Here is a 21,411-nt window from a genome sequence, read left to right as displayed (position 1 = left end):
CGCTATCTGGCGACGATCTCGATATCCCGGTCCTGCCCGCTCTCGACCTTGAACTCGCGCGTGTAGACTTGGCCTTCGTGGCGGGCGATGAGCACATAGTCGCCCTCGGCAAGCACGAAGGACGGAAAGGCGCCGATCGCCTCGCGGATCACGTCGCCGCCGGGTGTCAGGACGCTGAAAGCGGTGCCGGCGAAGGCTTCACCGCCGGCCGTATTGACGAGTTTCAACGTCACCGTCGCGGCGCGATGGTTGATCGTGGCTTCCGTCACTTTGCCGGCCTCGACCTTCAGGTCCGTCCGCATGATGGCATTCGAATCGCCGTAGGTGGAGACGACGTGATAGCTCCCTTCCGGCAGTCGAATGAGATCGCCCGGATGCGCATTGGCGACGACCAGGCGGCCCTCCGAATCGTTGCCGACCGGCAGGTAGACCGAGTAGGTCAGCTTCGATGGTGGGATGTGATAATTGCCGATATTGCCTGCGATCTTCAGGGCGCCGGAATTGATCGTGACCGTCTCGTCGGCGTCGCCGCGCAACGCGATGCGGCGCACGGCGCTGGCGAATCCGTAAGTCGCATGAACGATATAATCACCTTGGGGAAGGTTGAACCGGGCAACCGCGCTGTTCGATCGGTCCACGATCTCCGGCCGCGTTTCGCCCGGGGCGATCCGGAATACACGCCAGATGAGGCCCGAGCGGATCGGCGTTTGTGTGCCCCCCAGCATGGCGCTCGTCGTCAAATGACCCATCGCGGCTGCCGCGGGCGGCAGCTCGCGGTTCGGGAGTGGCGCCATGGAGGTGCCCACCGCGGGCGGCTCCGCCTGGGCCCGGGCGGGAAGGGCGCCGACAACGGCAACCACAGCCGCAATGCCCCCCAGAACGCTGATGGCCCGGCGAAGCCCCTTCCTGATGGCTATGCGACCCATCTCCTCGCTATTCCCTAGCCATTCGCGGTCAGGCCGGGCGCTACTTCGAGCGGCAAATCGATGATGATCACGGTGCAATTCCAATCCATATGGCTGTGACGATGAAGTCCGATGTTGCTGTGGCGATATTGTGGACGGGAGGCCGAAGGGTCGATTTGCCTCGGCAGTCCGTGCTCAAGGGAGGCTCGACAGAGACATCTGAGCGCGGCATGGATGGGTCACCCGTGATCCTCAGTGTTGCCCAGGCCCGTTATCCGAATGCCGCAGGCCCACGTCAATCACCAGTGAATTGAGCACATATCCCATGCTTGACCTTCTCCGCACGCGTCGATCCGTTCCGCCGCGTCTTCTTCAGGCCCCCGGGCCTTCGGCCGACGAGATCACGAGCTTGCTCGAGATCGCGTCCCGCGTTCCCGATCACGGCAAGCTCGCCCCTTGGCGATTCATTCTGTTTGAAGGCGAGGGGCTGGCGCAGGCAGGGGAGGTGATCGCCCAGGTCTATGCCGTGGATAACCCGGAAGCCGACGATAAGAGGCTCAAGGCGGAGCGCGAGCGCCTTGCGAGCGCCCCGGTCGTCATCGCGGTGGTCTCGCGGGCCGCGCCTCACGCGAAGATCCCGGAATGGGAGCAGGTTCTGTCGGCGGGCGCCGTCGCCATGACGCTCACCATAGCGGCCAATGCGATGGGCTATGGAACGTCCTGGCTGACGGAGTGGTATGCCTACGACCGCCGCGTCCTCGATCTCTTCGGGCTCGCCCCGCACGAGCGCATCGCCGGCTTCGTCCATATCGGCACGCCGGTGGAACGCCAGACGGACCGGCCCCGCCCGCCGCTCTCGGAGATCGTCAGCCGCTATCCGGGCTAACCTGGGCCTTGATCGCCTCCGCCCGTGCCAAGAGCCGCTCAGCGCGCAAGAGGTGCGGGCGATCGATCATCATGCCGTCAAGGGTCAGCACACCGGCCCCTGGCGCATCGGCAAAGGCCTGCACGATGGCGCGGGCCTTCGCGACAGCCTCGGCCGAGGGTGTGAAGGCTGCATTGATGACCGGTATTTGCGCCGGGTGAATGGCCATCTTGGCGGTGAAACCGTCACGGCTTGCGGCGCGGCATTCGTCGGCTAGCCCGTCCAGATCGCGGATATCCGCAAAAATGGCGTCGATCGCCGCAACGCCGGCGGCCGGAGCGCCGAGCAGCGTCAGCGTGCGGGCGAGGCGGAACGGGTCTGTCAGGGCGCTTCCGTCGCGATAGGTTTCGGCGCCGAGATCGGCCGAAAGGTCCTCCGCTCCCCAGGCCAAGCCGGCGAGGCGGGGGCTGGCATTCCCATAGCTGCCGAGGCCAAATAGCGATGCTGCCGTTTCTGTCGCGATCGCCAGGATCGCAATGGAGCCGTCGGGCAGCCCCGCGCGGGCCTCGCGCACGGCGAGCTTGGCGGCGAGGCGCCCGACATCCGCGCCGCCGGTTGCCTTCGGCAGCATGATGCCGTCGGGCGCAGCCGCGACCGCCGCATCGAGATCGGCGTCGGTCAGGTTCGTGCCGAAGGCATTGACGCGCACGAAAAGCCGCGGCCGGGCCGATAGCGGCACCATCTCGGCCAGAAAACTCGCAACGATCTCACGCGCCCGTGGCTTCGCCTCTGCGGCGACCGAATCCTCCAGATCGAGGATCAGCGCATCGGCGCCCGTATCCAGCCCTTTCGCGAGCTTCCGGTCGCTGTCGCCGGGAACGAAAAGCAGGGAGCGCATCGATCACGCCTCCTGCCGGCGCTTCACCAAAACTTGGCGGTGGCACTCGGCGACGAGCGTTCCGTCCTGCTTATAGGCGCGGTGCAGGAATTCGATGATCCCGGACTCCGGGCGCGACCGCGACGCCCGCGCGCCGGTCACCTCGGTCGTTACGTTGACGGTATCGCCCTCGAAGAGCGGCGCGGGGAAGCGCACCTCCGTCATGCCGAGATTGGCAATCGTCGTGCCGACGGTCAGGTCGTTGACCGAAATGCCGATCATCAGCCCGAGCGTGAAAAGCGAATTCATGAGGGGCCGGCCCCACTCCGTCTCGGTGGCACAGAAATGGGCGTCGATGTGGAGCGGCTGCGGATTGAGCGTCATGTTCGAGAAGAGCATGTTGTCCATCTGCGTCACCGTCCGGGTCAGACGATGCCGAACCATCTCGCCTTCGCGAAAATCCTCGAAGAACAAACCACCTCTCGGGTGCGCCACGGGTGCAGTCTGGCCTGCCATCTCGGTTTCCTCGCCGCTTTGCTTCGGATCTTAACACAAGATTTACCATAACGACTTCACTGTCGCGGGGAGTGCACGAAAGGTGGCGTGCTCGGTCAGTGTCGAGGGTGGTATGATTATTCGTCGTTACCTCGTGTGGGCCAGCACGGCCACGGCTTCGCAAAGGGCAAAAGCGGCTGACGCACTGGTTCGCGCTTATGCCCAGTCCCCGCTCTCCCCGTCGGACAGGGACGATGTTCTCAAAGCGCTCGATGACCTTGCCCGGGACGAATCGCCGGAGGTCCGCCGCGCCCTGGCCGAGGCCCTGAGCAGGTCACCGGAGGTCCCGCAGGCGATCCTTGCCAAGCTTGCCGAGGACGGTGAAGCCGCGCTCCCGCTTCTCGCAACCTCACCGGCTCTGACTACGGAACAGCTCGTCGATTGCGCCGCCGTGGGCGATGTTACTGCCCAGATGGCGATCGCCGGCCGCCAGGCTCTGCCGGTCCCCGCGGCCGCGGCCCTCGCGGAGATCGCGCCTGCCGATGTGCTCGTCAAGCTCGCGGCTAACGAGGGCGCCAAATTGTCACCCGGCGTTCTTGAGCGGATGCTCAGCCGCGTGGGGGACGATCCCGAATTCCAGGCGGCTCTCGGCACGCGTCGCGACTTGCCGGCCTTCACGCGGCAGGCGATCGCCGCCCGCATGTCCGAACGGCTGGCGCAATTCGCCGTCCAGCAGGGCTGGCTCTCGCCAGCTGAGGGCGAGCGCCTTCACAGGCAGGCTCGGGACGCCGCCACGGTGGCTATGGCGGCTGAGGCGGACGCGTCCGAATTGGCGAGGCTCGTGACGCATCTCATCGAAAGCGATCAACTGACCATTGGCCTCCTCCTGCGCGCCCTCCTTTCCGGAGAGACGGCATTGGTCGAAATCGCTCTCGCCGATCTGGCCGGGATATCGCGGGATGTCGCCCATGCCGCGCTCTACGAGCGCAAGGGCGCTGGCTTTGCGCGGCTTTATCGCCGCGCCGGTTTGGCCGAGGGGCTCTTGCCCGTGTTCACGGCGGCGCTGGACGCCTTTCATGACGTGGCGATCAAGCGCCCCGCCGACGGCCGCCTTTCGCCTGGCCTGGTCGCAGGCGCGCTCCAGGGCTGCCGCGCTATGCCCGAAGAGGCCGCTGCTCCTGTTCTCGCGCTGCTCGAAGGCTTTGCTGCCGAAGCCGCAGAGCATGCCGTCACGGGTGAGTCGGAGATCAGTGTGACTGCCGTTGACGAGCGCGCCGGGTCGGAATTGCCGCGCGCGCTGGCTGCGTAAGATCGTCGGGCAAGCCACGCGCCGAGCCGATTCTTCTGCTCATCGGCAGGCGTCTCGCGCCGGGCATCAATAGCCGAATTGTTCGCTCAGGATGCGTTCGTCCAGGCTATGGCCGGGGTCGTGCAGCATGACGAGGTCGAGGCTGCGGTCCATGACGATGTCGACATGGGTCACCGACCGGAACTCGGTGTGGTCGGCAACGGCGCTGACCGGACGTTTATCGCTTTCGAGGATGTCGATCGCAATCCGCGCATAGTCGGGCAGCAGCGCACCGCGCCAGCGGCGCGGCCGAAAGGCCGAGAGCGGTGTCAGCGCGAGAAGTGGGGCATTGAGCGGAAGGATCGGCCCATTGGCCGAGAAGTTATAAGCCGTGGAGCCGGCCGGCGTTGCGACGAGAATGCCGTCGGCGACGAGCTCGGCCATGCGCACCTTGCCGTCGATCGTGATGCGAAGCCTGGCGGCCTGGTAGGTCTGGCGCAGCATATAGACGTCGTTGATGGCGCGCGCCTGATGGCGCACGCCATCCTTGGTCTCGGCGATCATCAGGAGCGGGTGAACGACACTGCGATGCGCAGCCTCGAGCCGCTCGATCAGGTCGTCTTCTGAAAACTCGTTCATGAGAAAGCCGACCGATCCGCGGTTCATCCCGTAGATCGGCTTGGCTGTTCCCATGAAGCGGTGAAGCGTCTGCAGCATCAGCCCGTCGCCGCCGAGGGCAACGAGCACGTCCGCCGTTTCGGCGGGAACGCTGCCGTAGCGTTGTTGCAGCCGGACCTGCGCCTCATGCGCTTCTGGCGTGTCGCTTGCGACGAAGGCAATGGACGAGAAGCGGCGGGCCATGGACCATCACTGTGCCAGCTGGATGCCGCCGCGGTAGCGACCGCGACGGCGAATCCCGATCAGCCAGACACATAGCACGTCCAGCCGAGAGGCAAAAAAGCCGCGCCGGCGGGCGGCGCGGTGTCGGCTCAAGGATGCGGATTCCAGCCGACCGGGACCATGTCGTAGCTGTCGTCGCGCTTGGTGATGTAGCCGGTCGCGGGGAAAGGCGCGTGGTAGAAGGCGACCTGCACGCGATCGGCCGCGGCCATGTCGAGCAGCTTGCGCCGGGTATCGCGCGCGAGATTGCCGTCCATGTCGAAGACCGCCTGCCATTCCGGATTGCGGACGAAGAGGGCCGGGTGATTGGTCGTGTCCGCCATGAAGAAGAGCCGACTGTCGCCGGATTGAATGTTGAACGCCGTATGGCCGGGGGTATGGCCGGGCGCAGCGACGGCGGTGATGCCGGGCACGACCTCCTCGTTCCAGTTGAAGCGGCTCACATCCTTGGCGATCGGAGAGAATACCCGCCGCACATTCTGGAAATTGCCCTTGGCTGCGTCCGGCGCGGCGGCCATCTTGGCATCGTCCATCCAGAAATCCCATTCCGGCGCCGGCACCTTGATCTCGGCGCGCGGGAAAACGGCCGTGCCGTCCTTCTTGCGCAGCCCGTTGATATGGTCGCCGTGGAAATGGCTGATGACGACCACGTCCACATCCTCGGGTGCGAAACCCGCGGCTTTGGCATTCGCCAGCCACATGCCCGCGGTCGGTGGACCGAGGTCGCCGTTGCCCGTGTCGATGAGGACGAGCCTGCCGCCCGTTTGAAGAGCGAGCGCGGTAAAGGTGAGCGCGATCTTGTCCGTCGGCAAGAACGCGTCCGCGAGCGCCTGGCGCACGGCCGCAATGTCGGCGTTGCGAATGAGGCCCTCGATCGGCCGCACGGCATTGCCGTCATTGATGGCCGTCACCGTGATGTCGCCGACGCGATAACGATAAAAGCCGGGCGCTTGTTCATCGGCTGCTGGCGCGGCGTTGTTCTGAGACATTGCGGTTTCCATCGTTAAAGTCGTCGCGACAAGGCCTGTCGTTGCGGCAAGGATCGAGCGTCGTGTCAACATGGCGTTCTCCTTGGGGCCCGACAGGGTCGATGTGACCTCGTCGTGGCCGGGGCTAAGATCCTTGATGGCGAGCCTTCGCAGAAGCCGGAATGGTCCCGCTCACGTGAATTTGACGCTTGCTGCGGCTTTTGCTCCAGAGAAGGCCATGCAGGGCCGGTTGTGACGGCGAAAAGGGCAGGGGGAGTCAAAGGAGCAAAGGGATTCTTGGATTGATCAACGAAAAGCCCCATATGGGTGGCATCGAGGGTCATCGACGGCTTAAGCCGAGGATTTGATGCTGGGATATGATCAATTGAAGGGCGGCCGGATCCAGTTCATTCGCATGAACAGCTGGCAGTTCTGGCTGGCCGTGGCGATTGCCGTGACCTTGGTGCTGACGCTTGCCATCGTGGCGGCGAGCGCCTTTCTCATCGTCTTTCCCATCGTGGTGATCGTCGGCCTGCTCTATCGTTTGGCCCATCGATTGGGATGGCGGCGGGCAAAGCATCAGCCGCCGCAGCCTCCCGGCGTGATCGACGGCGAATATGTCATCCTCTCCGACGACCGCATCGAACGACGCTGAGGCGGGGGCAAATCACAAGCTCTCGGCCTCTTTGTCGTAGGCCCGGTCGTTGTTCAGCGTATTGACCTCCGCCCCGATGAGCAGGGCGAGCGCCGTGAGCCACAGCCAGAGCAGGAGCACGACCACGGCGCCGAGTGAGCCATAGGTCACGTCATAGGCGGCAAAACGCGAGACGTAGATGGAGAAGAAGGCCGATCCGGCGAGCCACAGCGCCGTGCTGAAGATCGCGCCGCGGATCGTTTCGGTCCAGCGCACCTTGTGGCAGGGCGCCGCGTAATAGATCAGCGCAAATCCGACCATGGTGACGATGGCCAGTATCGGCCAGCGCACCAGGAGAAGCGTTGTGCGGATGTGCTCCGGTACCGGAAAAAATGACAGCGCGGCGGGCACTGCGGCGATGCCCAGGAGCGAAATCACGCCAAAGGCGATGGCGCCGAGTGTGAGTGCCAGGGCCACGACCTGTTGATAAAAAATGCTGCGGCTTTCCGGACGGTCATAGGCGATATTGAGGCCGGTCATCAGCGCGCTCATGCCCGTGCGGGCACTGAACAAGGCGAAGCCGAGGCCGAAGAGCAGGCCGAGATTGAGTTGCGAGGTATTTTTCTCGACCAGAGCCTTCAGCGCCCCGAGGAGGAGTTGCGTTGCCTCCACGGGCAGAAAGGCAGCCATCGAGATGATCTGGCTTTCGACACTCCTCGGATCGGCAACGAGGCCGAAGAGCGAGACAAAGACGGCGAGGCCCGGAAAGATCGCGAGCATGGCGTAGAAGGCAACGCCGGCCGCCACCAGACTGAGGTTGTCGCGCGAGACACGGTCAACCAGGCGCCAGAGCGTCGACCAGAGGCCGCGGCGCGGCGAGCGCGTCTCGACCGGTTGCTTGCGTCGCACCGCTTCGTCGCGTTCACGCAAACCTTGCAGGGCCGAGACGGCCATTGCCGTCCAGAGCCTCCGCGGCGCTCTGCCTCGATCGAACACCCGCATCCCCGCCTCGCCACCGCCAGCGTTTCAACGTGTCACGATTTGTTGGAGTTCCGGGCGCCGGCTTGGCAAGAACTTGAACCCGGTACAACTTGGACCCGGTACGCAGGGGACATCTTCTACCGCAGTCGACGCGGCATAGCCGCCAGGCTATGGCCGGCTTGGAACGTGGGTCGTCCGACAGAGGTGAAGGAGATCGACCGAGCTGGTGCCGGTTACAGGATTCGAACCCTCGACCCCCTGATTACAAATCAGGTGAGTGGCCCAGAAATGCCGTTGAAAATCAGTGTGGTCCGTTTGCCAGAAGCTGAGATTTTTCAAGAGATTTTCATCCTCGTTAGTCTTTGTTATATAACGCTGGGTAACGATCAATAACGGTGCTGTTTGTTACCCCAGAGTTACCCCAAGGAGGCGAGGGATGGCGAAGGCGTTCACGGCGGTCGCGCTCACGAAGCTCAAAGCGGATCCGAAAAAGCGGCTCGAAATCCCGGACGGTATGCTGGCGGGACTCTATCTCATTATACAGCCGAGCGGCGCGAAATCATGGGCAGTTCGCTACCGGCACTTTGGCAAGCCGAGGAAGCTGACGATCAGCCCCTACCTCGCCGGTGATGACGTCCAGCGTGCCGGCGCCGAGCTGCGGCGCATCCGCGCCGAGGCCGGCGATCTGCTGGAACGTGTCCAACGTGGCGAGGATCCCGGCGCCGAGAAGGTCGCAAAAAAGCGGCAGGCCCGCGAGGACGGTGATAGCGATCCAAAGCGGTTCGAGAACGTCGTCCGTCGGTTCATCGCCATCTATGCCAAGCCGAAAAACCGGTCGTGGCGGGAGACGGCGCGCATCCTCGGTCTGTCGCCAGACAAGGCGAAGACAGAGGCCAGCGACGATCCCCTGCAGTTCGCGGTGGTCAAAAGCAGCATCGTGGATCGCTGGGGGCACCGGCCGCTCGGCAGCATCCAGCGGTCAGAGATCATCGGCCTGTTCGACGAGATCGCCGAGCGCGGCGCGCCCATCGCGGCGAACCGCACCCTGGCAGCGCTGCGCAAGCTCTACAGTTGGGCGATCGCCAAGGATCTCGCGGAGGCCAATCCTTGCGCGAACGTCGCCAAGGCGGCGGAAATTTCGCGCGATCGGGTGCTCTCCGATGATGAGGTTTCGGCCTTCTGGAAGGCGACCGGTGAAGTCGGCTGGCCATTCGGCGAGCTGTTCCGTTTGCTGCTGCTCACGGCTCAGCGCCGCGACGAGGTGCGGGAGATGACGTGGGGCGAGATCAAGGGCGATCTGTGGTCGATCTCCGGAGAGCGCGTCAAGAACGGCGTTGCCCACGATGTGCCGCTGGCCGAGCCGGTGCGCGCGATCCTCGACAAGCTGCCGCGTGCGAGCGGATCGTCGCTCGTATTCACTACGAACGGCAAAACGCCGATCTCTGGGCTCAGCAAGTCGAAGCTGGCGGTTGACACGCGCATGCTTGTGCACCTGCGCAAGGCGGCTGAGGAGCGCGGCGAAGACCCGGCTGGCATCGAGCTCCAGCCGTGGCGCCTGCATGACCTGCGCCGCACCGCAGCGTCTGGCATGGCCGCCCTCGGCATTCCGCTGGAGGTCATCGAAAAGGTTCTGAACCACGTTAGCGGCAAGTTCGCAGGCGTCGCCGGCGTATACCAGCGCCACGATTTCGCGGTGGACAAGGAAACCGCGCTGGAGGCGTGGGGCCGTTTTATCGAGCTCCTGACCGACGATGAGGCGCGAGCGGCGCATGCCAGCTACATGGCGGCTCACGATCGCGAGGAGCGAAAGCGCCGGGAGCGCGAGTTTCGGCACGCCATTCAGGAGGGCGGCACGCGGTGGCGGTCCTTTCTGGACGCGATGAAAAACGGTTCGGCTGAGGACGAGCGTGTCGTCCCGATCCGGGGCAGCAGGTAGCCCTTGTCGAAGTTGCATTTTGCGCAGCTGCAGATGATCCAAGTATTCGGTCTTCTCTCTCACGACGCAAAGTGCGTTGGCGCTTTGCAATGACGCAAAATGCGTAGTAAATTTCTGGTGGATGGGTGAAGGAATCTGCGCTTTAACGGACGTCATTCGCTTCATTTTACGAAAGGGTGACGTAACATGCGTAAGATCGAGCGCCTCCAGGCTCGGGGTTTCTTGTCGCCGGGCGAGGTCGCTAGTCTCATCGGAGTCAGCGAGGCAACGCTACGGAGCTGGCGCCGGTCCGGCCGTGGTCCGGTGTTTTTCAAGGTCGGCGCGACGGTCGTTTATCGTGAGCAGGACGTTGATCGTTGGCTTGAAGCGCAGGCGGTCGATCCTGCCGTGATGAAAGAGGCCGTCTGATGGGCGCCGACAGCGGCAACGGCCGCGAATATCTGAGCGTCCGCAGCCTTCGTGCTCGCTATGCCGGCGTTTCGCACATGTGGGTCGTGCGCCGGTTGAAGAACGATCCGACTTTCCCCCGCCCGGCCTACTTCGGACGCCAGCGATTTTGGAAGCTGGCCGAGATCGAGGCTTGGGAGCGCGCGCAGATCGTCGGGAGGGTATCGTCATGAGCGGCGGGGACAAGTCGATGGAGATCCTCTCCGACATCTTCGACGTGCTCGCGGAGCACGGTGTGAGGCCGCCTTTTGCAGACTTCCTGGAAAGCGCTGACGCCATCACGGCCATTTCCATGATGGCCGCGAGCATCTTTGCGGGAGCGGGGGCGCGGCTTCCGCCGGACGGCGTCGACAAACTGATAGACACATTCGACGCGCACGTTCGCTTGATGGCGCACGAAGGTGCCGGGCGGCTCAGGCGCTTCGCCGAGGGCGATGCAAACCCCTGGCCTCCTTTTGAGATAGGGGGCTCGCAATGAGCGCGCTGCTCGCGGCCGTCGGCCGCCTGGGCACTGACCCGCGGTCGATCTCGACAAAAAGCGGTACGCCGATGGCGGCGGCCCGCCTCGCCATCGACCTCGGCGACGGCGATGCCGAGTGGATCGGTGTCGTCGCCTTCGGAGGCCAGGCCGAGCTGCTCCTAGAGCACCGCAAAGGTGACCGCATCAACATATTCGGGCGGCTGCGGAGGAATTGTTTCAAGGCCGGCGATGGCGAGGACCGATGCCTGCTCGAGGTTGTAGCCGACTCGGTCATGTCGGCCCGATCGGTCACCAGCGGCGCCAGAAATCCCGCCGGCCATTCCGGTCGCGCGTCTGCTGAGGACCGCGCTCCCGATCGGGCCGGACGGGGCGAGACCGAGCGGCCTTCCTCGGAAGCGCCCGCCAAACGACGAGCGGCGCGCGGCGGCAACGGCCCGCTGGCGCGCGCCCGGCAGGTGATCGAGGATCTTGGTGGTGTCGGTGACCTCGGTGACGACATCCCGTTCTAAAGCCGCAATCGTTGACATCTTGGCCGGTCATGTGATGATCGGTTCGGCTGATGCTGCTGGCGCTTAGCGCCGTAGCCGACAGCGCGCCCTGGTGGCGCGCCGGGGAAGTGGCCGCCTGGAGCGGCACCAACGCTTCCCCAACCCTAGCCCTCCCCCCGGGGAGCGCCCTGGTGGCGCACCTATTCAACATCGCCGACGCAACCCTGGCGGTTGGCTGAGGCAAAAAGAAGCCCCGTCAGCCGGAAAGGCGACGGGGCGGGATAGGCCTTATTGCAGCCCGTCTCTACCAAACGAGCGTCGCGCGTGCAAGCCGACGCTGGCCGGTCAACGGCAGAGGATGCACGTCTACGCGTCGTGAGGGCGCCCCAGGCCGCGCTTATCGACGAGAGCGACCCGGCCGCCGCAACGGCGGCTCGCGTTGTCCCTTCAGAAGTTCGCAAGCTGAGCATCGGCCAAGCCGTCATCGGCTATTTCGCTGAGCCTATCCGGCTCGTCCGCAAAAAGTCCGGCACCAAGCCAAACTGGACCGAAATAGCCGCGCTCCAGCGCCTAAACGAGCTCGGCCGGCTGGTGGCCTTTCGGATCCGTCGTGGAGACAATATCGGCAACCCCGATGGCTGGGCCTCGGTCCTTGCGGACACCGCCGCAGCACTCGGCAAAGAGGTTGACGTGGCGAGCGTGAATGATCTCTGCCGCCGGATCGGTCTCCTTGATATCGATCCAGCCAAGATACTGGCCGCCGTACATGGCCGCGAGACCGCACGCCGTGTCTGGCGAGGTTATCGAGTTATGTCGCCTGAAGCAGCAGGCGCCGCGGTCGAGCTTACCACCGCCGAGCGCAGCGAGCTCCGCATCCGCCGGCTCGATGCCTGGGACGAACCCGCCGAGGAGCGTAAGCGACGCATCGGCCGTGAAAAGAAGGCACGTCAACGCCGCGCCAAGGGCGCCATGCCACGGGAGCAGTTCATCGCCCAATCTCTCGCAGCGGCAAAGCCATGGGATGCCGAGGGGATGAGCCGCTCTGCATGGTACCGAAAGCGCGCCCGCGAGGCCGGTGGGTGAGACAGGTCCGTCTACCCCACAATATATAAAGAAAGGATAGGGGGGACACACCTGTCTCACGCGACGCTTAAGGGGGCGGCGAGCTCGAAGCGAGCCCGCCCCTCGCGCTACCGATCACAGCGCCCATGCGACAGTCCCGCTGCCGGCAGCCATAGACGCCACCCGTCGAGCAAGGGCGGACGCGCTTTCCGGCGCGCCGCCTATCGCGCCCTAAGACTGAAGGGCGCCGCTTCCGTAAACGGCACTGGCTCAATCACTTAATGCCGAAGTGGGACATGAGACATTTGTCTCAATGTCCCGCCGCTACCGGTCACGGGAACGTGCCAAGCTCTCAGCCTAAACCATGAAGGCGCGGGCGCCTCCTGGAGCGCTTGGAGCGCCAGAAACGGCTCAGGAGGCGCAAGGACGAGCCGCCAAGGGAAAGAGCCTCAAGACCGGCAAAGGCCACGCTGAGCTTCCGCAAGCGATCCTAGGGTCATGCCGAGCAAGGGGCAGCGCCTCAAGCGCGCCTGCCCTCTCCAACTGTCATGGAAGGCGCCCAAAGACACCCACCTGCCAAGACAGAGCCCGTCTTGCGCCTGAAACGCGCCACCCCGTCACGCCGCAGCGGCATATCGTCTTTGTGATGTGAGGCGGCTTTATTATTCATAAACGTTATATATGTGATTTTTGACGGGGTGGGCTGGGATCTGGGCCGGCTGGGGAGGCCTTTTCGGGGCGGTTCTGGAGGCTTGTCGAGGGGCTGGCGGGTGGGCTGGTGAAGCTTGACCGCTGCGGCGCCTTGAGCGGCCGTGCTGGGCGGTTCAACTGATAGTCAATCAGATAGTCTTGACTAATAAAAATCTTGTTTTCAAGTCTATTAGTCGCCATCATTGATATGGCGGTTTAGGTTAGGGTAACGTGCGGGTAACGATACCCTGTGTCGCTCGCCTCTCGATGAGAGACCGGCGGTTGTCCGCTGACCGAACCCGGCGCGCAACATTGGAGGTCGATGGCGGATGGTTTCGACGAGCGGAAAGTTGCAGGCCGATCGCCCTGAGAAAGCCCTCCGGTTGAGCACGGCTCGCGCGAGGATCACGAACGGGTCGGTTCTGTTACCCGGCGTCGACGGCCGCAGCGCCCAGGCGAGGCGGTTCCGCGACTTGGTGATCAGCTTCGTCGATGACTTGGGCGGGCCGGACGCTTTGACCGAAAGCGATCGGGCGCTCGTTCGGCAAGCGGCCGGGCTGATCGTGCGGAGCGAGATGCTTCAGGCCGCGATCGTCAACGGCGAGGACATCGACGAGAACCAGGCGATCCGCCTCGCCAACGCCGCGGCGAGGACGCTGGCGGCGCTCAAGCGGAAGGTCCGGCGTAAGGCCGAATTCGACCTGCGCAGCTATCTCGCCGGCCGCAAGCCGGCGGCATAGGAGCTCAGCTATGGCCGATGAAACGCCCAGGGCGCCACCACCAGACGGGCCGGATTGGTTCCTTCACGCCGAGCCAGAGCAAATCCGGGCGCGCCTGTGCTCGATGTTGGTCGCCGGCTATGTGGAGGCACGGAAGCAGGGCAACGTGAGCGCGGCAATCAGCGCCACCACGAAGCTCGCCGACCTACTCGCCGATCGTTTGAGCCCGAAGAAGACAGGCGCTAGTCCGGCTGATGTGCGGGCTTATCTCACGGCCAAACGGCAGGATGACGCCGCATGACCGTGCTCGTCAGCATGCGCGAGGCGCTCGAGGATGAAAACCTCCTCGGCACTGTGATGCCGGGCCCGAGCTGGGCCGCTTGGCGCGCGCTGTTGATCGCCGCGATGGGCGAGGCGCTGACCGACGACGAGCGCGAGCACTTCCGGCGCCTCACCGGGCGCCAGCGCGAGCCGCTGAGCCGCGTCGAGGAGCTTTGGTGTGTGATTGGCCGCCGCGGCGGCAAGACCCGCGCTGCGGCAGTTCTGGCCTGCTATTTCGCGGCGTTGGTCGACCATGCCGACAAGCTGGCGGTCGGCGAGAGGGGCGTTATTCCTCTTTTGGCCGTGTCGGAGCGCCAGGCGACGAAGGCGTTCGGCTATGCGGCCGGCGTCTTCGATACAGTGCCGTTGCTCACCAGCCTGGTCGAGAGCCGAACCGCCGACACCCTTCGGCTGCGGAACGGCATCGACATCATGGTCAGGCCGGCATCGTGGCGAACGGCGCGCGGCGACACCGCCGTCATGGCGATCGGTGATGAGGCGGCTTTCTGGCGAAATGACGAGGGGTCGCGAACCCCGACAGCGAAATCCTGAACGCGCTCCGGCCGGCGCTGGCGACCACGTCCGGCCCGTTGGTCATAATCTCGTCCCCCTACGCCCGGCGCGGCGAGCTTTATAAGACATGGGCCCGCCACTACGGCCCGGACGGCGACCCGCTGATCATGGTGGCGCATGGGCCGAGCCGCCTTCTCAATCCGAACCTGCCGCAACGTATCGTTGATCGCGCGCTGGAGCGCGACGAGGCGGTGGCGCGGGCTGAATACCTCGCCGAGTTCCGAAGCGACCTCGAGGCCTTCCTGACGGTCGAGGCGGTCCGGGCGGTTACCGCGGCGGGCGTCCATGAGCGCTCGCCGAAGGACGGCCTGGACCATATCGGCTTTGTTGATCCGTCTGGCGGCTCGCTCGACAGCATGACGCTGGGGATCGCCCATGCCGAGGGCGAAACGGCGATCCTCGACCTCGTTCGCGAGGTGAAGCCGCCCTTCGATCCGGCGCAGGTGGTCGGCACCTTTGCGCGGACGCTGAAGGCCTATGGCATCGATCGCGTCACGGGTGATCGTTATGGCGCCGAATGGGTCGCGAGCGCCTTCGGGCGGGCCGGCATCGTCTATCAGCCTTCAGAGCGGAGCCGCAGCGAACTCTATCTCGAGCTCTTGCCGATGGTGAACAGCGGGCGGGTATCGCTGCTCGACCACAAGCGCCTTTCGTCGCAGCTCACGGGCCTGGAGCGGCGTACGTCGCGTGGCGGACGAGATAGCGTCGACCATGCCCCAGGGGGGCACGACGATTTGGCCAACGCCGCGGCCGGATCCCTGGTGGTCGCGCTGGCGCAAGGCGCATCCCGGCCGAGCGTGACCCTCCTGCGACTCGACGCCAAAGGATTCCGCCGCGTTCGAGAGGTCGCGTGATGGACGACGAGCTCATTGCCAGTGCCGCGCCAACCGCAGGCGGCCTCGGCGACCGGTGTCCCAGCGTCTGTATTCATCCGCGTCGCCGTTCTCGAGCGGATCGAACGGCAGCTGCCAACGCTTGCCCATCGATGAGGGCCAGATGATGACCATCTTGGGAATTGCCGCGAGAGTGTTGCGGCCGCGCGGCGCGGATCCCGAACACCAGGAGCGACTTGCAGAAGCCACGCGCGCCATCCGGCGCGAGCTCCGCAATTTGCCGGCACATCGTGTCGACGATGCTTCACGGTTCAGCGGCATTCAGCGGTTCAGGCTTTCAGGTTTCATACAGGGGGCCGAGCTAAACCTAGAGGAGCTGGTAGCGGTTGCGCCGTTTGCCTTGCCAGCTCTCGCGATTGACCCGGAGACGCTTAGGCTCGTCCCGTCCGAAGCCGGAAAACTGACCAATCAATGGCGGCCGGTCGGCTTCAAAGAGCCAGAGGCCCCGCCGCCACTGCCCAAGGTGAGGCTACCGCACGTTGACAGCGCATGGTCGGCCGATGAGCGCCGAGCCATCCTCGAAGTGCTCGCGAGCGCTCGCGGCAAGGTCGTGCCGCTCGCCGATATCGGGGCGGCTCTACGCAGCGCGGTTCATTGGGGCGGAGCGGATTGGGTGTTCGTTGGCGCTCGCCACCAGAAGCTCATGGAAGGGCTTCTTCAGGCGGGCATTATCCTGCGGCGTCCTGGCGCCCGGGCCGAGGTTAATGGCGCGCTCGTGGACGAGATGACGCTGCCACCTAAGGCCATGGGCCCTATGCCCGTGACTAAGGCTTGACAGAAGCCGGAGACCGTCATGCCGAGCAACTTCGTTGAAACGGCCACCCTCCGCCTGGTCGATGATACCTCCGCCAAGGCGCGGCGGATCAACAGCGAGCTTCGACGCCTGTTCACGACCGCGAACCGGTTCCGCGCCGTCGAGGTAAAAATCCAGGGCCTGCAGCAGGCATCCCAGCAGGTGCGTCGCTTGACGCGCGATCTCGAAAAGCTCTCGGCAGCCGCGCGCGGCCGCTCGGGGCGATCTCTCGTGCCGACAGTCACCGCGCGCAGTGTCGCCGGCATCGATCAGCTCAATACGGCGCTGCGGCATCTGGCGGCCGTGTCAGCGATGCCGCGCGTGCGCTTCCCGACGGTCAGCCAGACGCAGATCACGCGGTTGCAGGCCTTCACGTCGGCGCTCACGCAATATGCGCATGTCGCCACATCTCTGCCGAACGTCCAGCTTCTGGCGCCGCCGCGCATGCCGCGTTCAGGCTCGGCCGGCCGGCCGAGCGGACTGCCGCCGCGATTTCCGCTGGCACCGACCCAGGCTCAACAGAATATCTTTTGGGGCAACAGGCAGGATTCGAACTGGGCAGCCGCCGGCCGGATCATGGCCCGGTCCTTTGTGGCGGCCGTCGGCGTCAATCTGCACCAAGCCGTGTCGGCAGCCGGCCGATCGGGGCGGGAGGGGATCACTAGCCTCGACACCGCCCTGGCAGTCGCGCGGGCATCCGGCGTCGATGCCGGGTGTCTTCCCTGACTATTTGGCGCCGATCGTTCGGACCGGCCCCGAGGGGCGCGAGCTCGCCATGGCTCGGTGGGCATGCCGTCGTCGGCGAAGGCCCAGATGGAGAAGGCTGAGCGCCGGGCGGAGAAACTGAGAGCCAAAGGGCAGACGGTCGATTTCAAGGAGCTGCTCAAAAAGGAGCCCGACAAGGGCACGATGAATATCCGCAATGTCAGCAGCAAGCACTGGCAACGTTGGCTTGAACCGGACAACCGCTGCCTCGTGCCCTTCACATCATTCAGCGAGTTCAATGCCGCGGCAGGCGGCGATATCTGGTTCGCCTTCGACGAGAGCCGCCCGCTCGCCTTCTTTGCCGGCATTTGGACTAACTGGACCTGCGTCAGGAAGGTGAAGGAGGGCGAGGTCACCTGTGACCTCTACGGCTTCCTTACGACCGAGTCGAACGCCGACGTTGAGCCCATTCATGACAAGGCGATGCCTGTCATCCTGACGACCGAGGAAAAACGCGAGGTCTGGATGCGGGCGCCATGGGATGAAGCGAAGGCCTTACAGCGTCCCTTGCCGGACGGCTCACTTCAGATTGTTGCACGGGGCGTAAAGCAGGATGGCCCTGGGGCGCCTAGCCTGCTTGACGCCTGATGGGCCTCCATCTTGTCCGTCCCCGAGATTCTAGCTGTTTACGGGTATGTGCCGCGAGGGGCGCGGCTGGTCCAATTGCCAATCTGGCCGAATTACAGCCCTAAGCGTCGGGCGTTGTCGTTCTGGGATCGGCGGCCGAACGATGGCTGCTTTTTGAGGGGCAGCTTACGGGCCTTTGCCCTCACGCCCGGCTTCGAGATTGCCAAGAAGTCGATCGTCTCGTTCTTGGGACGAGCAGGGATGCGCCAGAAGCGCCGGCGGGTGGGATAGAATGTCGGCAATGGGGCCGAAAGCGGACTGGCGGCTTACGGCGTCCGAAAACGATAGCGGAGTTCAACCTCAAGACGCTAGATTTTAGTCTCGGGAGGGCGAAAGCGGTCAGTACCGTCGGCCCCTCGACACTTGAACAAAGCCCTATCCGGACATGGGTCTCCCAAGATGTCGACACGGCGCATGCCGTCCGTGCTCTGCTGAAGCATATCCTGCTGTCAAAGGCGCAAACTTGGTACGAAGTGGGGTCGGCCGGCCGTCGCCAGCAATTCTGGCCGTCGATCCGCGCGATGATGCGCTGCCCGCCTCTGGAGGATATGATGAGCATCGCAACCCGCCTGAAAGATCCCTCTCTGTTCCGCCAACAGGCCTATGTCGCGGGCGAATGGACCGGTGCCGGTGACGGCGCGACGCTGGATGTCGTCAACCCCGCGACGGGGGAGACGGTCGGTACCGTGCCGGCGCTCAGCCGCAGCGAGACACGGGCTGCGATTTCCGCCGCAGAAACAGCCTTTGCAAGCTGGCGCGCCCTGCCCAGCGCCGAGCGCGGCCGCCTGGTCGAGATCTGGCACGACTTGATGCTCGCCAATCTCGAAGACCTCGCCGTGATCATGACGCTCGAGCAGGGCAAGCCGCTCGCTGAGGCGCGCGGCGAGGTGCGCTACGCCGCCGGCTTCCTGAAGTGGTTCGCCGAGGAATCGCGGCGCATCTACGGCGACACTATTCCCGCGCCGACCAGCGACCGCCGCATCATCGTGCTGAAGGAGCCTGTCGGCGTCGCCGCCGCGATCACGCCCTGGAACTTCCCGGCAGCGATGATCACCCGCAAGGCCGGCCCGGCGCTCGCCGCGGGCTGCCCCATCATCATCAAGCCCTCGGAGCTGACGCCCTATTCCGCGTTGGCGCTCGCCGCCCTCGCGGAGCGTGCCGGCATCCCGAAGGGCATCATCAGCGTGCTGACGGGTTTGCCGCAGGAGATCGGCGGCGAGCTGACGTCCAGCAGGAGCGTGCGCAAGCTCTCCTTCACCGGTTCGACCCGCGTTGGCCAGTTCCTGATGCAGCAATGCGCCGACACGATGAAGCGCGTCAGCTTCGAGCTCGGCGGCAACGCTCCCTTCCTGATCTTCGATGATGCGGATGCGGACCTCGCCATCGCCGGGCTGATGGCGAGCAAGTTCCGCAATAGCGGCCAGACCTGCGTCTGTGCCAACCGCGTATTGGTGCAGGACGGCATCTACGACCGCTTCGCCGACAAGCTCTCGGCCGCCGTCTCGAAGCTCGTGGTTGGCAATGGCATGGTGGAGGGCGTCACCATCGGCCCGCTCATCAACCAAGCGGCCGTCGATAAGGTCGAGCGCCATATCGATGATGCCCGCGCCAAGGGCGCGACGCTGTTGGCGAGCGCGAAGGCCGCGCAAGGCCAACTTTTTGTCGCTCCGACCGTGCTTGGCGGCGCCAATGCCGAAATGGCGCTGGCGAGCGAGGAGACCTTCGGGCCCGTCGCGCCGCTCTTCCGCTTCAAGGATGAGCGCGAAGCGGTCGAGATCGCCAATGCCACGCCCTACGGCCTGGCTTCTTATTACTTCACCAGCGACCTCAACCGGGCCTGGCGCGTGGCCGAGAAACTCGAATTCGGCATGGTCGGCCTGAACACCGGTTCGGTCTCGATCGAGGCAGCGCCTTTCGGGGGCGTCAAGCAGTCCGGCATCGGCCGCGAGGGCTCGAAATACGGCATCGAGGAATATCTGTCGATGAAGTCGTTCCATATCGGCGGGTTGGGCTGAAGAACCGGCTTGACTGACCACGGCAACCTCTCCGTCGTCCCGGACAAGCCGCAAGGCGGCGCCGATCCGGGATTCATGCCTGAGCATCCGAGAAGAATTCAGGCATGGATCCCGGGGTCTAAGCTTCGCTTCGTCCGTGATGACCGCCTAGTTCGAGCGCGAGGGCGCTGCTTGCGGCAGCGCAAGCAATGTCTTGAGCGGCAGCGCGCTCTTCACGATCGGGGATTTCAGCACGACATAGCTGAAATATTTCTCAATTCCGATGTTCCGGCGCAGCAGGTTTTCCATCCGCTCCTGGTAATGCGCAATGCTCGGCGCCAGGAAGCGCAGTAGATAGTCGTAGCCGCCGCTGATCAGGTGGCACTCCATTAACTCGTCGACATCGCGAATATTCGCCTCGAACTTGGCGAAGTCGTCGATGCGGTGATCAACCAGCGTGACCTCGGTGAAAACCGTGACGCTGTCGGTCAGCTTGGCGAGGTTGAGCCGCGCGCCATAGCCGGTGATATAGCCGGCGCTTTCGAGCCGCTTGACCCGCTGCAAGCAGGGGCTGGGCGAGAGCCCAACCTTCTCGGCGAGCTTGAGATTGGTCTGCGCACTGTCGAGCTGCAATTGCACGAGGATGCTAAGGTCGATCCGGTCGAGCTTCACCTGTCCGGCCATGGAGTTTCTCCGGCAGCGCGTTCACGGATCGATCGCGGGGCGAAGCTCGCCTTTACCCTGTCCATCGCCACCAGGGTCGCAGCTAAATCGACCGCTTCACGGCGCTCTACCGGGTCAATATCGATATAGCTGCACTCAGAGCCGCCGAGGCGATGTCACAGCAGGCCTACCGCCGCCCACGCGGCCGACGAACTCGCCATGAGGCGCCGAGAAGGCCGTGCGCCAGGTCATGGACGAGTTCGCCCGCGACAAGCTGTGATCTTCGCGGAGGAAACGCAAAGGAAAAGGGCCGCCGGATCGGACCCGCAATGCTGGTCGGCGTCCCTCTGGTCGAAAGCTCAGGCGTTCTCCAGTTCCCGCTTCATCTCTTCCATGTCCTGGAAGCGGTCGGCCAGCCGGGGATGGGCGCGGCTGTTGTCGGCGGCGCCGATGGCGACGAGCAGTTCGTCGGCGGACGGCGCATCCGGAATCTGGAACTGGGCAGTGAGAAAGTGTGAGCGCTTGCCGGTCTCGCTCTTATGGATCATCGGCAACGAGAGCAGAGCGCCCGGAGCGTTGCGCGTGTTCGTGAAGCTCAGATAGGCGGTGCCGTGGACGGCTTCGCGGAATATGTTGCCGAAGCGCAGCGTGTGGATCAGCGCCGAGGCGTGCTCGATCTCGCCGTTCGTGCCGACGGCGGCGGCCTTGCCATAGGCCTCGACCCGCTCGGCCGGCATCACTGCGATCAGGCGCTTGGTCAACTCCGTACCGAGAAGCGGCGCGATCCGAAAAATTTCAGGGCGCAGGTTCTCGACGAATCCCTTGCCGGCCCAGGGATTACGCAGCACGGCCGCGACAACGACGAAGCGGACGGGCCGCTCGGCGGTCTTGCCCCCCTCGATGAAGGTTTCCTCGACGAAGGTCGAGATCTTGCGCAGGCCGTAATCCATGGCGTGTCCACCTGTTGCGATTGTCGAACGGTCGCGGAGCGTAACGATCCCGCTCCGGCGGCGTCTTCCATCGGATCACGGGAAGAATATCGTAGA

The 21,411-nt window shown here is 64.6% G+C and carries 24 protein-coding genes and 1 pseudogene; 17 read left to right on the top strand and 8 right to left on the bottom strand.

Going from position 1 to position 21,411, the window contains the following annotated elements; all coding sequences use genetic code 11:
• Positions 1-2: 2 nt before the first annotated feature.
• Positions 3-926, bottom strand: a complete 924-nt coding sequence (locus ACFQU1_RS04985) for a hypothetical protein (RefSeq protein WP_378129928.1) — start codon at positions 924-926, stop codon at positions 3-5.
• Between the two features lie 304 nt (positions 927-1,230).
• On the opposite strand from ACFQU1_RS04985, the gene ACFQU1_RS04980 reads away from it, so the two are divergent.
• A complete protein-coding gene (locus ACFQU1_RS04980) occupies positions 1,231-1,791 on the top strand; it encodes a nitroreductase (protein ID WP_378129926.1) in 561 nt (186 codons plus the stop codon).
• Here the strand turns inward: ACFQU1_RS04980 and ACFQU1_RS04975 are convergent.
• Together ACFQU1_RS04975 and ACFQU1_RS04970 are read right to left on the bottom strand one after the other, a co-directional pair.
• The gene (locus tag ACFQU1_RS04975; RefSeq protein ID WP_378129924.1) at positions 1,772-2,668 is read right to left on the bottom strand and encodes an HpcH/HpaI aldolase/citrate lyase family protein; all 897 of its coding nucleotides are present in this window, start codon (positions 2,666-2,668) and stop codon (positions 1,772-1,774) included. The genes ACFQU1_RS04980 and ACFQU1_RS04975 overlap by 20 nt on opposite strands.
• A gap of 3 nt (positions 2,669-2,671) precedes the next feature.
• Positions 2,672-3,163 (bottom strand): MaoC family dehydratase, encoded by a 492-nt coding sequence (locus ACFQU1_RS04970; RefSeq protein WP_378129922.1) that lies wholly within the window; start codon positions 3,161-3,163, stop codon positions 2,672-2,674.
• A gap of 112 nt (positions 3,164-3,275) precedes the next feature.
• Between ACFQU1_RS04970 and ACFQU1_RS04965 the strand changes: the two genes are divergently transcribed.
• Positions 3,276-4,451, top strand: a complete 1,176-nt coding sequence (locus tag ACFQU1_RS04965; RefSeq protein WP_378129920.1) for a DUF2336 domain-containing protein — start codon at positions 3,276-3,278, stop codon at positions 4,449-4,451.
• 66 nt (positions 4,452-4,517) lie between these two features.
• Here ACFQU1_RS04965 and ACFQU1_RS04960 read toward each other — a convergent pair whose 3' ends face one another.
• Together ACFQU1_RS04960 and ACFQU1_RS04955 are read right to left on the bottom strand one after the other, a co-directional pair.
• A complete protein-coding gene (locus ACFQU1_RS04960; RefSeq protein ID WP_378129918.1) occupies positions 4,518-5,291 on the bottom strand; it encodes an NAD kinase in 774 nt (257 codons plus the stop codon).
• A 128-nt stretch (positions 5,292-5,419) separates the two neighbouring features.
• Positions 5,420-6,319, bottom strand: coding sequence for an MBL fold metallo-hydrolase (locus tag ACFQU1_RS04955; RefSeq protein ID WP_378129916.1), 900 nt, complete (start codon positions 6,317-6,319; stop codon positions 5,420-5,422).
• Between the two features lie 346 nt (positions 6,320-6,665).
• On the opposite strand from ACFQU1_RS04955, the gene ACFQU1_RS04950 reads away from it, so the two are divergent.
• Positions 6,666-6,953: a hypothetical protein gene (locus tag ACFQU1_RS04950; RefSeq protein WP_378129914.1), complete on the top strand. Its 288-nt coding sequence runs from the start codon at positions 6,666-6,668 to the stop codon at positions 6,951-6,953.
• 12 nt (positions 6,954-6,965) lie between these two features.
• Here ACFQU1_RS04950 and ACFQU1_RS04945 read toward each other — a convergent pair whose 3' ends face one another.
• On the bottom strand, positions 6,966-7,886 hold the full coding sequence (locus tag ACFQU1_RS04945) for a YihY/virulence factor BrkB family protein (RefSeq protein ID WP_378129912.1): 921 nt from the start codon (positions 7,884-7,886) through the stop codon (positions 6,966-6,968).
• A gap of 463 nt (positions 7,887-8,349) precedes the next feature.
• Here ACFQU1_RS04945 and ACFQU1_RS04940 point away from each other — a divergent pair, with 463 nt between their 5' ends.
• From ACFQU1_RS04940 to ACFQU1_RS04875, 14 genes and pseudogenes are all read left to right on the top strand, one after another.
• The gene (locus tag ACFQU1_RS04940) at positions 8,350-9,849 is read left to right on the top strand and encodes a tyrosine-type recombinase/integrase (RefSeq protein WP_378129910.1); all 1,500 of its coding nucleotides are present in this window, start codon (positions 8,350-8,352) and stop codon (positions 9,847-9,849) included.
• A 186-nt stretch (positions 9,850-10,035) separates the two neighbouring features.
• Positions 10,036-10,257, top strand: a complete 222-nt coding sequence (locus ACFQU1_RS04935; protein ID WP_378129908.1) for a helix-turn-helix transcriptional regulator — start codon at positions 10,036-10,038, stop codon at positions 10,255-10,257.
• On the top strand, positions 10,257-10,469 hold the full coding sequence (locus ACFQU1_RS04930; protein WP_378129906.1) for a helix-turn-helix transcriptional regulator: 213 nt from the start codon (positions 10,257-10,259) through the stop codon (positions 10,467-10,469). Before ACFQU1_RS04935 ends, ACFQU1_RS04930 begins: the two co-directional genes overlap by 1 nt.
• Complete coding sequence (locus tag ACFQU1_RS04925) at positions 10,466-10,774, top strand: hypothetical protein (protein WP_378129904.1); 309 nt, start codon at positions 10,466-10,468, stop codon at positions 10,772-10,774. The genes ACFQU1_RS04930 and ACFQU1_RS04925 overlap by 4 nt, the downstream gene beginning before the upstream one ends.
• Positions 10,771-11,286, top strand: coding sequence for a single-stranded DNA-binding protein (locus ACFQU1_RS04920; protein WP_378129902.1), 516 nt, complete (start codon positions 10,771-10,773; stop codon positions 11,284-11,286). Before ACFQU1_RS04925 ends, ACFQU1_RS04920 begins: the two co-directional genes overlap by 4 nt.
• A 303-nt stretch (positions 11,287-11,589) precedes the next feature.
• Positions 11,590-12,348, top strand: a complete 759-nt coding sequence (locus tag ACFQU1_RS04915) for a hypothetical protein (protein ID WP_378129900.1) — start codon at positions 11,590-11,592, stop codon at positions 12,346-12,348.
• A gap of 1,052 nt (positions 12,349-13,400) precedes the next feature.
• On the top strand, positions 13,401-13,757 hold the full coding sequence (locus ACFQU1_RS04910) for a hypothetical protein (protein ID WP_378129898.1): 357 nt from the start codon (positions 13,401-13,403) through the stop codon (positions 13,755-13,757).
• 10 nt (positions 13,758-13,767) lie between these two features.
• Positions 13,768-14,037: a hypothetical protein gene (locus ACFQU1_RS04905; RefSeq protein ID WP_378129896.1), complete on the top strand. Its 270-nt coding sequence runs from the start codon at positions 13,768-13,770 to the stop codon at positions 14,035-14,037.
• Between the two features lie 14 nt (positions 14,038-14,051).
• On the top strand, positions 14,052-14,609 hold the full coding sequence (locus tag ACFQU1_RS04900) for a hypothetical protein (RefSeq protein ID WP_378129894.1): 558 nt from the start codon (positions 14,052-14,054) through the stop codon (positions 14,607-14,609).
• A gap of 38 nt (positions 14,610-14,647) precedes the next feature.
• Positions 14,648-15,484 (top strand): hypothetical protein, encoded by an 837-nt coding sequence (locus ACFQU1_RS04895; RefSeq protein WP_378129892.1) that lies wholly within the window; start codon positions 14,648-14,650, stop codon positions 15,482-15,484.
• A 142-nt stretch (positions 15,485-15,626) separates the two neighbouring features.
• Positions 15,627-16,298 carry a hypothetical protein gene (locus tag ACFQU1_RS04890; protein WP_378129890.1) on the top strand — a complete coding sequence of 224 codons (672 nt, stop codon included), beginning with the start codon at positions 15,627-15,629 and terminating at the stop codon, positions 16,296-16,298.
• 18 nt (positions 16,299-16,316) lie between these two features.
• Positions 16,317-17,042 (top strand): hypothetical protein, encoded by a 726-nt coding sequence (locus tag ACFQU1_RS04885; RefSeq protein ID WP_378129888.1) that lies wholly within the window; start codon positions 16,317-16,319, stop codon positions 17,040-17,042.
• Positions 17,008-17,669 (top strand): annotated as a pseudogene (locus tag ACFQU1_RS04880) (SOS response-associated peptidase family protein); the annotation flags it as partial. The gene ACFQU1_RS04885 and the pseudogene ACFQU1_RS04880, both read left to right, overlap by 35 nt.
• A gap of 590 nt (positions 17,670-18,259) precedes the next feature.
• On the top strand, positions 18,260-19,723 hold the full coding sequence (locus ACFQU1_RS04875) for an NAD-dependent succinate-semialdehyde dehydrogenase (RefSeq protein ID WP_378129886.1): 1,464 nt from the start codon (positions 18,260-18,262) through the stop codon (positions 19,721-19,723).
• A 147-nt stretch (positions 19,724-19,870) separates the two neighbouring features.
• Here the strand turns inward: ACFQU1_RS04875 and ACFQU1_RS04870 are convergent, their stop codons facing one another.
• On the bottom strand, positions 19,871-20,386 hold the full coding sequence (locus ACFQU1_RS04870) for an Lrp/AsnC family transcriptional regulator (RefSeq protein WP_378129884.1): 516 nt from the start codon (positions 20,384-20,386) through the stop codon (positions 19,871-19,873).
• 338 nt (positions 20,387-20,724) lie between these two features.
• Entirely contained in the window at positions 20,725-21,315 is a 591-nt protein-coding gene (locus ACFQU1_RS04865) for an amino acid synthesis family protein (RefSeq protein ID WP_378129882.1), read from the bottom strand.
• Between the last annotated feature and the right edge of the window lie 96 nt (positions 21,316-21,411).

Origin of the sequence: Chelatococcus sp. GCM10030263, from assembly GCF_042666455.1 — a bacterium.
Lineage (GTDB): Bacteria > Pseudomonadota > Alphaproteobacteria > Rhizobiales > Beijerinckiaceae > Chelatococcus.
The sequence above is the reverse complement of the archived record's forward strand: the minus strand, read 5'-3'. Positions and strand labels throughout refer to the sequence as shown.